This is a genomic window from Arthrobacter sp. Y3223151, from assembly GCF_059091125.1.
The window spans coordinates 186,947-199,174 of sequence record NZ_JBNHGI010000003.1 but is presented as its reverse complement, the minus strand read 5'-3'; the positions used below and the strand labels follow the sequence as shown (position 1 = coordinate 199,174).

Below are 12,228 nucleotides of genomic sequence, written 5' to 3'. Positions count from 1 at the left end.
CCGGTCCGCACCTCCCCCCGGAAAGATAACGAATTCATATACTGATCAGACGATCGCGAGCGTGACTAAGGATTTACCCATGACGGAACAGCAGGCCGAGACATACATCCACCATGTCAAGGCCGAGGCCGTTGGCGCCGGTGCCCGGTTCCTGACCCGTTCCGGAGAGCACTCGGCGCCGGTGGCAAGCACCGCCGTCGTACTCGACGATTTCGGCACGCCGGCGCTGGTGGTGGCCACGCTGGAAGACGGCAGCAAGGTGCGCATTGCCCACGGCTCGCGCATCCGCGTGGCTTCCTCGCGCAGGCCCGCGCCGCTGCCCGGCGCGCTGGCACTGGCTGAGCTGGAACTGATCCCGGCCGAGGAAGGCACTCCCGAGGCGGTGGTGGTCGAGGTGGCGCGGGCACACGGGCGCAATGCCCGGGTGCAGCGGCTGGCCGCACGCTTGAGCCGAGGCCTCAACACCAAAGCCGGCAGCCACCTGCAGGACGTGCGGGACCTGGCCCATATCCTGTTCGTGGAGCTGGACGACCGCGAACGCGCGCTCACGGTCTGCCGGCTGATCATCGACCAGCCGTTTGACGGGAACTTCGGCCGGTGGAAATGGATTCAGTCGACGATGGCCATGGCCGCCTACATGCTGCGGGAGTCCGGCGACGAGGAGGACCAGCAGGAAGCCCAGAGGCTGGCCGAGGCGCTGCGCACCCCCGACGACGCCGACGAGGACCCCTTCCGCGCGAAGGTCAACGCCGAGGTCCGCCAGCGCCAGCTGAACGAGCCGAACCTCTACGACAAGGAAATCCACCGCGCCATGGCCGCCGCCGACCGTGACGTGGAGCGTGAGTGGCGCGAACTGCGCTTGAGCTCGTTGTTGTACCTGCGCACGCACGGCGGCTCGGAGACCCTAGAGCCGGTCGAGCTGGACCGCCGGATCAGCAACGAACTGGTGGCGATCCGCGCACTCGACGCCCAGCAGCGGAACTCCTAGGGCCCGTTCCGCCCGACTCTGGCCACCCCTGCGGCCCCGCGGGTAGAGTCGGCCGCATGACGGATAGCGGCGTTGCACCGGCGAGCGATCCCCTGAGCGTCCACATCAATGCGGACGCCCGCCAGGTCTGGGTCATGCTGCGCGAGCCCAGGTCGATTGCGCAATGGCACGGCTGGGACATGAAGGGCCTGGACGAGGAGATCCGCGAGATCTACTTCACCGGTGCCACCGAATCCGAAGACCACAAACAGCTCACGCTGAGCAACGGCGATGCCTTTATCCTGAATCCGGTGGGCGACGGCGTGCAGCTGAGCCTCAAGCGCGGCCGGGAGTCCGGCGAGAAGTCCGACGAGTGGTGGGAGGACGTCACCGAAGGCTGGCTGACCTTCCTGCAGCAGCTGCGGTTCGCCCTGGAGCGGCACCCCAACGACCCACGCCAGACCACATACCTCGGCGCGGACTCGCTGCCGCCCGACGGCCTGCTCGCCAGCCTGGGACTCGACAACCTGCCGGAACCGGACCAGCCGTACTCCACCACGCTGTCCACCGGCGAGGCCGTGTCCGGCAAGGTGTGGTTCCGGTCGGAGCGTCAGCTCGGGCTGACGGTTGATTCGTACGCCGACCATGGCGGCGGCCTGCTGATTGTTGCGACGACGCCGCCGCATCCGGAGGGCCGGCCGGAGGGCGGCTGCCAGGTGCTGATCAGCTGCTACGGCCTCGGTGCCCGACGGCTCGCGGAAATCCGGGAGGCCTGGGATGGCTGGCGCAGCAGCGCGCTGCCCGGCGCCGACCCACTGGTGCTCGGCAGCACCGCGGGGCCGGTCGCCGAATAAACCACACCGCACCCGGCCGGACGGCGGCCGGGCGAGCCGCTCATCCCTCGCCGCGGTGCTTGCGCTGGAAGCGGCGCCGGTTCTTCATGCGCACGGTGCGCTGGTGCATCAGGTACACCAGGCTCAGCCCGACCAGCGCACCGATCGCGGTCTGCAAAGCCCGGTCAACCATCAGCTCCTGCGGATCCGTGGGGGCAGCGAGCTCGGTCATGATCAGGGCCAGCGGCGTGATGAAGATCAGCGCAAGGGCATAGTGGCGCAGCACGAACATCTCGGCCGCGAACTGGAGCACCACCACCATCAGCACCAGCACCCACGGCGCCGGGTGCGGGGCCAGCAGCACCCCGGCTACCGCCACGCCCGCAAAGGTGCCCAGGATGCGGTGCACGCCCTTGTTCACCCGCTGGGCCAGGCTGGGGCCGGCGATCGGGGCCACCGCGGCCACCATCGCCCAGTAGTTGTGCCCCAGGCCCACCAAGGTGGCGAGGGTCCCGGCCGCCAGCGCCGCCACGGCATTCGCGCCGGCCTCCACCCCGAATTCCCGCCAGTGTTCGGTGGTCAGTTCCTGTTTCGGCGGCGGCGCCATGGACGTCCGCCAGGACGGCACCAACCGGCTGCTGATCCCGATCAGCATGGCCAGCACCACGCTCACCAGTCCGGTCAGCATGGCCTGCCACAACGGCGCCGTCAGCGGAATCGAGCCGATGGCGGCATAACCGAAGGTGAAGAAGATGACCCCGGCCGGCCTCAGCCGGAAGTAATTGACTGCCAGGGACCACAGCCCGGCCACCACGGTGGTGCCGAACACGATCCCCCAGGGCCCGGGGCCGGCCCGGGCAGTGAGCGCGCCGAGGAACATGACCAACAGGATCAGGACGCCAAACTGGCCTTGATGCCGCAGCCTGGAGCCGTGCGCTTCGCCGCGGCCGTAGATCCCTGTGAAGGCGCCGAAGGCGGCGAAAACCATCAGGTCAAACCGGCCGAACGCCAGCAGGGCAAGCAGCGGCAGGCCCACGCTGAGACCGCAACGCGTGGCCACAATATGGTCCTGGCGTGCCGGGCCCACCCGGAAGAACTCGCGCACGTGCTGCTTCAGCATTCTGTCGCCCTTCGGTTACCCACTGTATTTACGCTGCAGCATGGCCTCTTCTCAAGCCTAAGATGATTGCCCGAAGCAACCGTCATCCTGTGGGAGACCCGACATACCTGTGTTCACCCGGCCACGCGGTCGGCCGGGGATCCCGGCGCGGACGGCGGCGGACGCTCGGGCAGCCATGCCACCGCCGCCGCAGGCCCCGGAGTCCGGCCGTCGCCCGGTAAGGCAAAATGGTGGGGTGCCCCAGTCTGATTTTTCCTTCCGCGTCGGCAGCCGCCTGTCCGACACCGCCAGCCCCTCCCCCGCCCAAGTGGAGGACAACGGGGGAGGATTCCAGGGCCGCACCGGAACCATCACCACCCCGCACGGGGAGATACAGACCCCGGCCTTCATCGCCGTCGGCACCAAAGCCACGGTCAAGGCCGTGCTCCCCGAGTCGATGAAGGAGCTCGGCGCCCAGGCGCTGCTGGCCAACGCGTACCACCTGTACCTGCAGCCCGGGGCGGCGGTGCTCGATGCGGCCGGCGGGCTGGGCAGGTTCATGAATTGGGACGGGCCCACCTTCACGGATTCCGGCGGCTTCCAGGTGATGAGCCTGGGCTCCGGCTTCAAGAAAGTCATCAGCATGGACGCGGCCGCGGCCGGCAGCGGCTCCGACGACCGGGTGGCACCCGGCAAGGAACGCCTGGCCCACGTGGATGACGACGGCGTCTGGTTCAAGTCGCATCTCAACGGCGACAGGCACCGCTTCACGCCGGAGATCTCCATGCAGGTGCAGCACCAGCTCGGGGCCGACATCATGTTCGCCTTCGACGAGCTGACCACGCTGATGAATTCGCGCGGTTACCAGGAGGAGTCGCTGGAACGCACGCGGCGGTGGGCCGAGCGGTGCGTGACCGAGCACGAGCGGCTCACCGAGGAGCGCTCCCACCGGCCGTACCAGGCACTCTTCGGGGTGATTCAGGGCGCCCAGTACGAAGACCTGCGCCGCAAGGCCTGCCGCGACCTCGGAGCGATGAACTTCGACGGCTTCGGCATTGGCGGCGCGTTGGAGAAGGAGAACCTGGGCACGATCGTGCGCTGGTGCACCGAGGAGCTGCCCGAGGACAAGCCCCGCCATCTGCTGGGCATCTCCGAACCCGACGACATCTTCACCGCGATCGAGAACGGCGCCGACACCTTCGACTGTGTCTCCCCCACCCGGGTGGCGCGCAACTCCGCGTTCTACACGCCCGACGGCCGCAAGAACCTGTCCAACCGCCGGTTTAAAACGGACTTCACCCCCTTGGTGGACGGCTGCGACTGCTACACCTGCGCAAACTACACGCGCGCCTACATCCACCACCTGTACAAGGCAAACGAGATGGTCAGCCACACGCTGATCTCCATCCACAACGAGCGCTTCACCGTGAAACTGGTCGACGATGCGCGGCTGGCCATCGACGACGGTTCCTTCTTCGACTTCAAGGCCGAGGTGCTGGGCCGCTACTACGCCTGATCTGCCCGGGCGCGGCCCGGGACCGTGGATCGGCGGGCCGGAGGCGGGGCAGTTCCGGGCACGCGGAAGGCCGCCGTCGTTTCCGTGAGAACGACGGCGGCCTTCCGTGTCTTGGTGCGGGCCTGGCTCAGGCAGCCAGCGCCACGTCGGACAGCTCCGTGGTCGGAGCCAGAATCCTCAGCCAGCAATCGGACTGCCCGGGGTCGGCATGTGCGGGCAGCGCTCCGGCCTCCGCGCATCCTTGCAGTTCTGCCAGGACTGCCCCGTCCACGGAGCCATTCTGCAGGTCAATGGTTATCTGAAGTCCCGCGGCCAGCGAGTTGGCCCGCCTGGCCAAAGAGTAAACGGCCAAGACGTTCCGCTCGTCGACCCGCCCGCGTACGTCAATGTGCGCGGCTGAACACTCCAAGTCGACGCGGACCGTGACCTTGAGTTTGCCACTCATCGCGCCGCTGCCTTCGGCGCGGTGGAATTTCGGGCCGTTGCCTTCGGCGCGGTGGAGGTCCGGGCCACACCGGAGGACACCCGGCGCCGGCGGCGACCCGCTCCGGCCTTGCTCTCCAAGGCCCATGACTTATGGAAGCGGCTGCGCTGTTCCTGCGGTACCAGCCGGAGGAACACAGGATGGTTAAAGACCTGCTGCCGGGCTTCCTGGCAGAAGGGCAGCACGCGCAGGCGGCGACGGTGTGCTTCAACCAGTGCACGGCGCACCAATTCGTCAGCCAGGCCAAGCCCGCGGTGCAAACGGTCTTCGTCAATCTGGAGGAGCCACATCTCACCGTCTTGGATCTTGTACTGCAACGACGCCGCTACTTCCCCGTCAACATAGGCGTCGAAGCGTGATGCGTCGTAGTTGTTGCGTATTACCTGCATGCCTCTCCTCACTTAGCCTCTCCAACCGGAGGTGCGGGCGTGACCCGACCGGACCCCTGGCTGGGAACCTCGGACCCGGCGGTGCCGGACCGAACGGTAATCATGCTTACGATGTAAGCAAAGCATGCTTATTATCAATCTGCAAAATGGCGCAGCTAAATTGCCTCGCTACGGACGCAAATGAAGGCACGACGGCGGAGGGGCCACGGCGCGATGCCGAAGGCACCGTGGCACGACGTCGGACATTGCCGCGGCACGTGGGCGAAAGCGATGAAGCACGGCAGCGGAAGCGCCGCGGCGCGAAGGCGCGGATGGTATCCGTGATCAGGAAAGCTGGCTGTCCAGACGCTCGAGCAGCCAATCCAGCGAGGCTTCGAATTCCTGCTTGGCGCGGTCCTGGGACAGCAGGCCCTGCAGTTTCTGCAGCAGCGGATAGTCGGTCAGGTCGGTTTGGCCGGGCGGGGGTGGCGTGCCCTCCTCGACCGGCCCTATGTCTGCACCGAGTGCAGCGACCTCCAGCAGCAAGTGGCCGATGAGGAAACTGCTGAAGGCCCGGTAAGCCTCCACCGCCTGTTCGTTGCTGAACCCCGAGCCGGTCATGGCCTTGAGGAACGATTCCACCCACTTCAGGCTGCGCAAGGGCGGCTGCACCCAGGGGGCCTCAGTGGGGCGCGTGGCAATCAGCGGGAACACCTGCGGATGCTGGACGGCAAGCCGGCGCAGTCCGTGGGCCAGCCGCAGCAGGTAGTCCTGCCACCCGTGGCGGGGTTCCACATACACTTCCGGGTCGCTGTACAGCTCATCGACAACTATCTCCACGATGCCGTCAAGCAGATGCTCCCGGGACGGCACATAACGGTAGAGCGACATGGCCTCGACATCCAGCTCCGCACCGAGGCGCCGCATGCTCAATTGGCGGACTCCGTGCTGCTCGATGAACGCTGCGCCTGCCTCCAGGATCCGCTGTCGATCCAATCGCTGCCTGTCGGGACCGCCGTGCCCCGCATCAGCCGCCGAAGATGTTTCGGGTTCGACCATTGACCGCTCCCTCCTGCATTCGCGCACCAGCCTACGCGCCGGTCCTCGCCCTGTCCTCCCGGCCGCCGTCCGTGCAGGCTCACCGCGCCGGTAATTCGGTACCGGAAGTACGTGATTTTCCTTGGTAACCCGCGGTTTTGCCGCCGTTGGCCGAAGTATGAAAAGTTTTGGACAGGAGACGCCGGAAAATCGTCGTCGGGGCTCGATTCCCAAGGGCTTACATTGTAAGCTGGGGCTTCCGGGGCCCCGGACTCCGCATCACCGATGCTGACATGCCCTGCGGGCGGGATTCGTCCCTCGGCAAGATAGGAAGTAGAGCAATGGATGAGCACTTGAAACAGGTCTGGACCGCCTCGGCAGCGGTGGAAACGCTGCAGGGCGAAATGGATCAGGCGGAGACGATCCTGGACTCCGCCATCGACGAAGCGCTCAAGGCCGGGGCCGCCCCTGAGGAGATCAGCGGAGCAGCGAACTTGTCTCCGACGGAGCTCAGCGAACGCGTCCCGGCTCTCGCCGCCGAGGATCAGCCTGCGGAAGAAGAAGGCGCCGCACTGTAGGACGGTTCGCGCTTCTTCACCCGCCCGATGACGGCGGTCGTGACGGGAACGAAGAGGAATTCCACCGCCGTCTTGTAGATGAAGCCGACGGCCACGTAGTTAATGAACGTGGGAACATCGCCAATCCCGATGACCGAGGCCGCGATGGAACAGAAAATAAGCGTGTCCGCGAACTCGCCCACACCGGTCGAACCCATCAGGCGTGCCCACAACCGACGTTCACCCCAGCGCTCCTTCATGCGCACCAGCACCCAGGAATTCAGCGTCTGGCCTACGAGAAAGCCCAAGAGGCTGGCCAGCACGATCAGCGGCACTGGTCCGAGCGCACCCTCAAGGGCCTCTTGTTTCATCTGCCCGAACTCGTCGTCAAAGCCCGGCAGTGCGATGATTACCCAGTAGCACAGCGAGGCGAAGACCGACAGCGCGAAGGTGGTAAGGATGGCTTTCCGCGCCACCTTGAAGCCGTAGACCTCGCTGATCACGTCGCCCAGAATGTACGCCAGCGGGAACAGGAAAAATCCGCCGTCGGTGATGATCGGGCCCAGGGCCACGCCCTTGGAGGCGCCGATGTTGGACAGGATCAGCACGACGGCCATGATGGCAAGCATGATGCCAAAGTAGGGGCTGCCGATCGAGGCAAAGCGGGCAGGCGTGTGGGATTGCAGTTGTGTCATCTTGGTGTTCACCCTCGTAGTAGTGGTTCGCGCAACGTTTCGCACCGCCCGGTGACCTGAAGAAACGTCCGCTGTATTAGCACTAGGGGTCCGTCTGCCACCCGGACCGCCTACCATTCTCCCATGCGCGCGGGGCGCCGCGCTCCCGCGCCTGAGATGCCCGGCTGCCCCAGAACCGCCGCCGACCTATTCTGGCTGTATGACACAGGAGCCCGAACCCGACGTCTTCGAGGACAACAACCCGCGCCACCGGGTGACGTTCGGGTTCGGGGCCTTCGTGGTCGGATTCCTCGTGGCCGTCTCCGTGTTCGCGCTGGGCGCCCTGCTGCTCACCCTGGCCGGCGGCCCGCTCAGCTGGCACCAATTCGCCTCGGCCGCGCTCCTGGCGTTGGTCGTCGGGTTGTACGCCGGCGGCGTTGGACTGGTCATCGGTGCGCCCATCGCCTTTGTGCTGGGCATGTTGCTCCGGCCGGTGGCCAACCAGTGGCTGCACGTGCTGGCGTTCTTCGCGGTCATGACGGCGGCTTCGTTCCTGATCCTGGTCTCGCTCTCCAGCGGCGACCCCCTCGGCACGCTGGAACTGGCGGCGCTGATCGGGCTGGCCGCGGCAATCGGCCGGTTCAGCGTATGGCGCATGGTGGACATCCGCTGAGCACGTCCGCCCGGCGGTGGGCGCCGCCGACGTCATTAGGATCCGGAGGGTGTGTCAGTGGAAAATAGCCGCATGTCTGTTTCCATCACCGAAACCAACCGGCCCGCCATCACGCTGACCATCGCCGGCTCCGAAGCCACCGGAGGCGCGGGAGCCCAGGCCGACCTGAAGACCTTCCAGGCTTTGGGCACCTACGGCATCACCGCCCTGACCTGCATCGTGTCCTTCAATCCCAAGGACAACTGGAACCACCGCTTCGTCCCGGTGGAAGCCGGCGTCATCGCCGATCAGCTGGAGGCGATCCAAACCTGCTATGAGGGTTCGCTGAAGTCGGTCAAGCTGGGCATGCTCGGCTCGCCCGCAACCATCGACACGGTCGCGGCGGCGCTGCAGAACCAGGAATGGGACAACATCGTGCTGGACCCGGTACTGATCTGCAAGGGGCAGGAACCCGGTCACGCGCTGGACACGGACCAGGCACTCAAGGCCCAAGTGTTGCCGCTGGCCACCTTCGTCACCCCGAACCACTTCGAGGCCGAGTCCCTCTCCGGGATCACGATCAACGACGTCGAGGACCTGAAACGGGCCGCCAAGATCATCCACGAGGCCTCCGGCGCCACGGTGCTGGCCAAGGGCGGCGTGCGCCTGGCCGGCCCGGACGCGGTGGACGTCTTCTACGACGGCGAAACCCTCGAGGTGCTCTCCGCGCCGAAGGTCGGCGAAGTGGCCGTCTCCGGCGCCGGCTGCTCGCTGGCCGCCGCGGTGACCGCCGAACTGGCCAAGGGCGCCACCCCGCTGCAGGCGGCCAAGACCGCCAAGCACTTCGTCACCGAGGGGATCAAGGCGCGGGTTTCCTCCCACGCCCCGTTCGACGCTCTCTGGCAGGGCGGCGCCGCGCTCTCCTGACCGGCCTTCCGGGGCAGGCACGCTGTCCTGGCCATCCTGGCGACGCCGCTCTCCTGACCATCCGCCCGCGGCGGCCCTCACCCGCCATCTTCAAAACGACGACGGCGGCGCCCTCCCCCCGGGAAGCTCGCAAGCCCCCGGTGGGTGGGCACCGCCGTCGTCAGCGGTTTAACGGAATCAGACCGTCTGCACGGCGATCTCCGCGTCCAAACGGGGCAGCCGCGGGAACCAGGGGTTCTCGCCCGGGGTGCCGATGTTGACCACCATGAACGTGCGGTGGGAGGTTCCGGCGTTGAAGTCCTCGTCGATGCCGGCCGCGTCGAACGCGCCCATCGGGCCGGCGTGCAGGCCCACGGCGCGGACGGCCATGATGAAGTAACCGGCCTGCAGCCACGCATTGTTCTTGGCGACCTCGGCGCGCATTTCGGCGTTGTCGTCGAACATCGCCTTGCGCTCGGGAGCGTGCGGGAAGAAGGTCTCGAAGTGCTCGTGCCAGTCGGCGTCGTAGCTGAGCACGGCGACCATCGGAGCGGTCAGCGTCTTGGCGCGGTTGCCTTCCGCCATGCGGGCGCCCAGCTTTTCGCGGGCCTCGGCGGAGCGGACCCAGGTGATGCGCAGCGGCTGGTTGTTCATCATGGTCGGGCCCATCTTGGCCAGCTCATAGATGGCCGCGAGCTGCTCGTCCGAGACCGGCTCGGTGGAAAAGGTGTTCGCGGTGCGGGCTTCCAGGAACAGCTGGTTCGCGGCCTCGCGGTCCACGGACAGTTCGTTCTCCAGGCTGACGTCAACGGTTTCGACGCTCATGTGACTCCTTAGTTGCGGGATGGTTCTACAGGTTGAACACCGCCCCTCCACGCCGGAATTTCCTGCGGGCCTGTGAGGTTCGTTACGCCGCGCGTCCGCTCCCGCGGGCCGCTGAGGTTCCTAACGCCTCGCACCCTCGCCCTTGGGCCGCGGCACCGCGCCGTGCGAAACGGCTGCCGGCGTGGGGCCGCCGGCCGGAGCACGGGTCCCCGTTCCATACGGGCCGTGCGGCATAGGCAAGGCCGCGGCCCGCCACTAGGGTGGAGCGAAACAGGAAGGCGGCATCCGTTGGTTAAGACCATGCAGGCCATGACCTACTCCCGTTACGGCGGGGCGGAGGTGCTGGAGCAGTCAGAGGTTCGGCGACCGAAGGTGGCACCGGGTTCGGTGCTCATCCGGGTCAAGGCAGCCAGCGTGAACCCGGTGGACTGGAAGGTGATGTCCGGCGGACTTGACTCGATGTTGGACGTCCACTTCCCGGCGATTCCCGGCTGGGACGTGGCCGGAGTCGTCGAGGAGGTGGGACCGGATACCCCCGAATACACTCCCGGCGACGAAGTCTATGCCTACGGCCGCCGGGACACCGTGAGCGGCGGAACGTACGCGGAGCTCGTGGCGCTGCCGGTATCCATGGTGGCGCGCAAGCCGGAATCGCTGGGCTGGGAGCAGGCCGCCGGGCTGCCGCTCACCGGCATGGTGGCCCAACGGACCTTGGACGCCTTGGCCCCGTCAACCGGCGAGACGCTCCTGATCCACAACGGCTCGGGCGGAGTCGGTCGCATCGCCATCCAGCTCGCCGTCGAGCGCGGCCTCCGGGTCATCGCCACCGCTTCGAAGCAACACCACCAACGGCTGCGGGACTTCGGCGCCGAGCCGGTGGAATACGGCGACGGGCTGGTGCACCGCGTGCGCGGGCTCGCTCCGCAGGGCGCGGACGCCGTGGCGGACTTCGCGGGACGGGTTATGGAGCAAACCTTGGCCGTGCTGCGCAATGGCGGGCGGCACGCCTCGATCGCCGATCCGACCGCAGCCAAACACGGCGGCCACTACATCTGGGTGCGCCCGGACGCTGCCGAACTCGCGCGATTGAGCGCGCTGGCCGATGCCGGCAAGATCACCGTGGACATCGACCGCACGTTTGGGATGCACCAGGCCGCAGAGGCGATCCGCTACAGCCAGGAAGGCCACGCCGCCGGCAAGATCGTGCTGACACCTTTCCCGGGACACGCCAGATAAGGCAAGGCCGGAAAGCGGCAGGTGGAGCAGGATGGCGGAGCAGTTTGCAACGGTCGACGATTACATCGCGTCGTTCCCGGAGGACGTCAGGATCATCCTGCAGGAGATCCGGCAAACCATCCACAGCGCCATCCCGGGGGCTGACGAGAAGATCAGCTACGCCATGCCGACCATCATGTTCGAGGGACACTACCTGGTCTACTTCGCCGGCTGGAAACACCACGTCTCGCTCTACCCCGTGCCGGAAGCCGATGCGGCGCTGCAGCACGACATGGAACCGTACCTGGCGGCCAAGGGAACCCTGAAGTTCCCGCTGCGGAGACCCGTTCCGTATGACCTGATCACCCGGGTCGTCAAGGCTTTGGCCCGGCAGCGCGGCCACGACGCAACCGACGCCTAACCCCCTCGGACCGCCTGGACCCCTCACCACGACGGGCCCGCCCCTCAGCCGTTAAGCTGCGGGCGGGCCCGTTGGCGCAGTCGGCGCTGTCAGTCCTTCCGGGACGCCTGCCGCTTCGGCGCCAGCTCGGCCAGCAGTTCCTTGAGCCGCGCGTCGGTCAGGTACGTCATGCCGGTGAGGACGTCGGTGATCCGGCGTCGGTCCTCGGGCCTGAACCGCGTGCTGTCCAGCATGTCGGAGACCCACAGCCCGTCCATCGCCAGCCTGACGATGATCCCGATGATGCCAACGGGCTCGCGCGGGTCGAGATCCTGCCGGTCCAGCCGCTGGTTAAGGTAGACCAACGATTCGGCCAGGTTCGGTTGCCGTATCGCCGTGGACAGCAACGCCGTCTGGTTGCGGTCGTTGTTGGCCCGGGCGTCGGAAAACGCCGCGATGTAGGCGCGCTCCTCGGCGCCCATCGGCTCCGGATCGGCGTCGGCCCGCTCGCCCAACTCGTGCACCAATTCCATGATGATCGCTTCGACGTCACGCTCGACCTCGTCGATCGGCGCCCCAGGTTCGAACATGTTGCCCTCCCGTAGTTCCCCGGCGGGTTTGCCGCCTTGGCCAGTCTATCCACGGCGGCCCGGTGCTGCCGCCCCTCGGAATTGTGCGCCGAGCCCGCCCGGCT

At 67.0% G+C, this 12,228-nt stretch carries 15 protein-coding genes; 8 read left to right on the top strand and 7 right to left on the bottom strand.

From position 1 onward, the window contains the following. The first annotated feature begins 79 nt into the window (after window positions 1-79). Together AC5RUP_RS06875 and AC5RUP_RS06870 are read left to right on the top strand one after the other, a co-directional pair. Window positions 80-988: a DUF6707 family protein gene (locus AC5RUP_RS06875; protein WP_494093138.1), complete on the top strand. Its 909-nt coding sequence runs from the start codon at window positions 80-82 to the stop codon at window positions 986-988. 56 nt (window positions 989-1,044) lie between these two features. Continuing rightward, window positions 1,045-1,821: an SRPBCC family protein gene (locus AC5RUP_RS06870; protein WP_494132778.1), complete on the top strand. Its 777-nt coding sequence runs from the start codon at window positions 1,045-1,047 to the stop codon at window positions 1,819-1,821. A gap of 40 nt (window positions 1,822-1,861) precedes the next feature. Here AC5RUP_RS06870 and AC5RUP_RS06865 read toward each other — a convergent pair whose 3' ends face one another. Then, a complete protein-coding gene (locus tag AC5RUP_RS06865; protein ID WP_494153498.1) occupies window positions 1,862-2,920 on the bottom strand; it encodes an FUSC family protein in 1,059 nt (352 codons plus the stop codon). A gap of 175 nt (window positions 2,921-3,095) precedes the next feature. On the opposite strand from AC5RUP_RS06865, the gene tgt reads away from it, so the two are divergent. Next, entirely contained in the window at window positions 3,096-4,415 is a 1,320-nt protein-coding gene (gene tgt / locus AC5RUP_RS06860; protein ID WP_494132780.1) for a tRNA guanosine(34) transglycosylase Tgt, read from the top strand. Window positions 4,416-4,542: 127 nt separating this feature from the next. On the opposite strand, the gene AC5RUP_RS06855 is transcribed toward tgt, so the two are convergent. From AC5RUP_RS06855 to AC5RUP_RS06845, 3 genes are all read right to left on the bottom strand, one after another. Next, window positions 4,543-4,860, bottom strand: coding sequence for a hypothetical protein (locus AC5RUP_RS06855; RefSeq protein ID WP_494068488.1), 318 nt, complete (start codon window positions 4,858-4,860; stop codon window positions 4,543-4,545). Further along, entirely contained in the window at window positions 4,857-5,288 is a 432-nt protein-coding gene (locus tag AC5RUP_RS06850) for a GNAT family N-acetyltransferase (protein ID WP_494092755.1), read from the bottom strand. The genes AC5RUP_RS06855 and AC5RUP_RS06850 overlap by 4 nt, the downstream gene beginning before the upstream one ends. Before the next feature lie 324 nt (window positions 5,289-5,612). Beyond that, window positions 5,613-6,326, bottom strand: a complete 714-nt coding sequence (locus tag AC5RUP_RS06845) for a TetR/AcrR family transcriptional regulator (RefSeq protein WP_494068486.1) — start codon at window positions 6,324-6,326, stop codon at window positions 5,613-5,615. A gap of 320 nt (window positions 6,327-6,646) precedes the next feature. Here AC5RUP_RS06845 and AC5RUP_RS06840 point away from each other — a divergent pair, with 320 nt between their 5' ends. Further along, the gene (locus tag AC5RUP_RS06840) at window positions 6,647-6,883 is read left to right on the top strand and encodes a hypothetical protein (protein ID WP_494068485.1); all 237 of its coding nucleotides are present in this window, start codon (window positions 6,647-6,649) and stop codon (window positions 6,881-6,883) included. Here the strand turns inward: AC5RUP_RS06840 and AC5RUP_RS06835 are convergent. Next, complete coding sequence (locus AC5RUP_RS06835) at window positions 6,850-7,557, bottom strand: queuosine precursor transporter (RefSeq protein WP_494068602.1); 708 nt, start codon at window positions 7,555-7,557, stop codon at window positions 6,850-6,852. The genes AC5RUP_RS06840 and AC5RUP_RS06835 overlap by 34 nt on opposite strands. 199 nt (window positions 7,558-7,756) lie before the next feature. Here AC5RUP_RS06835 and AC5RUP_RS06830 point away from each other — a divergent pair, with 199 nt between their 5' ends. Both AC5RUP_RS06830 and thiD read left to right on the top strand, forming a co-directional pair. Then, window positions 7,757-8,209, top strand: a complete 453-nt coding sequence (locus tag AC5RUP_RS06830; RefSeq protein WP_494068484.1) for a hypothetical protein — start codon at window positions 7,757-7,759, stop codon at window positions 8,207-8,209. A 72-nt stretch (window positions 8,210-8,281) separates the two neighbouring features. Next, window positions 8,282-9,115, top strand: coding sequence for a bifunctional hydroxymethylpyrimidine kinase/phosphomethylpyrimidine kinase (gene thiD, locus AC5RUP_RS06825; RefSeq protein ID WP_494153499.1), 834 nt, complete (start codon window positions 8,282-8,284; stop codon window positions 9,113-9,115). Between the two features lie 177 nt (window positions 9,116-9,292). Here thiD and AC5RUP_RS06820 read toward each other — a convergent pair whose 3' ends face one another. Next, window positions 9,293-9,919 carry a malonic semialdehyde reductase gene (locus AC5RUP_RS06820; protein WP_493977002.1) on the bottom strand — a complete coding sequence of 209 codons (627 nt, stop codon included), beginning with the start codon at window positions 9,917-9,919 and terminating at the stop codon, window positions 9,293-9,295. A 300-nt stretch (window positions 9,920-10,219) separates the two neighbouring features. Between AC5RUP_RS06820 and AC5RUP_RS06815 the strand changes: the two genes are divergently transcribed. Then, window positions 10,220-11,155, top strand: coding sequence for an NADP-dependent oxidoreductase (locus AC5RUP_RS06815; RefSeq protein ID WP_494133180.1), 936 nt, complete (start codon window positions 10,220-10,222; stop codon window positions 11,153-11,155). Between the two features lie 31 nt (window positions 11,156-11,186). Continuing rightward, window positions 11,187-11,555: an iron chaperone gene (locus AC5RUP_RS06810; RefSeq protein ID WP_494153500.1), complete on the top strand. Its 369-nt coding sequence runs from the start codon at window positions 11,187-11,189 to the stop codon at window positions 11,553-11,555. Window positions 11,556-11,644: 89 nt separating this feature from the next. Here the strand turns inward: AC5RUP_RS06810 and AC5RUP_RS06805 are convergent, their stop codons facing one another. Beyond that, entirely contained in the window at window positions 11,645-12,124 is a 480-nt protein-coding gene (locus tag AC5RUP_RS06805) for a TetR family transcriptional regulator (protein WP_494132783.1), read from the bottom strand. Window positions 12,125-12,228 lie beyond the last annotated feature (104 nt).